At 67.5% G+C, this 541-nt stretch carries 1 protein-coding gene; it reads right to left on the reverse strand.

The window, feature by feature from the left end; genetic code table 11:
• The coding region (locus KVT45_RS55115; RefSeq protein ID WP_217562666.1) for a hypothetical protein at positions 1–301 on the reverse strand (301 nt) is incomplete at its 3' end.
• Between the last annotated feature and the right edge of the window lie 240 nt (positions 302–541).

Consider the following 541-nt stretch of genomic DNA (forward strand, 5'->3'; position numbering starts at 1 on the left):
TAACCGCCGCCGCCACCACCACCGCCACCGCCGCCACCGCGGTTGTCATCACGACGGCCGTAACCGCCGCCACCACCACCACCGCCACCGCCGCCACCGCGGTTGTCATCACGACGGCCGTAACCTCCGCCGCCGCGGTTGTCATCACGCCGGTCGTCACGCCGGCCATAGCCGCCACCGCCACCGCCACGGTTGTCGTCACGACGGCCGTAACCGCCACCACTACCGCCACGGTTGTCATCGCGGCGGCCGTAACTGCCACGATCCCCACGGTCGTTGCGGTCGCCGCGGTGTCCGCCACGCTCGCCGCGGTCACCGCTGTCCCGTTGCCGCTGATCGCGCTCCGGTCGGTCGTCGGGAGAGTTGGTGGACATGGTGACTCCTGTCTTCGGTACCGCAAGCATTGTAAAAACAAAAGGACCCCTGGTCCCAGCTGAACGCTGGGACCAGGGGTCCTCCAAAGATTGTTCGGCGGTGTCCTACTCTCCCACAGGGTCCCCCCTGCAGTACCATCGGCGCTGTAAGGCTTAGCTTCCGGGTT

It is taken from the genome of Streptomyces sp. GbtcB6 (assembly GCF_019091475.1).
Lineage (GTDB): Bacteria > Actinomycetota > Actinomycetes > Streptomycetales > Streptomycetaceae > Streptomyces > Streptomyces hyaluromycini.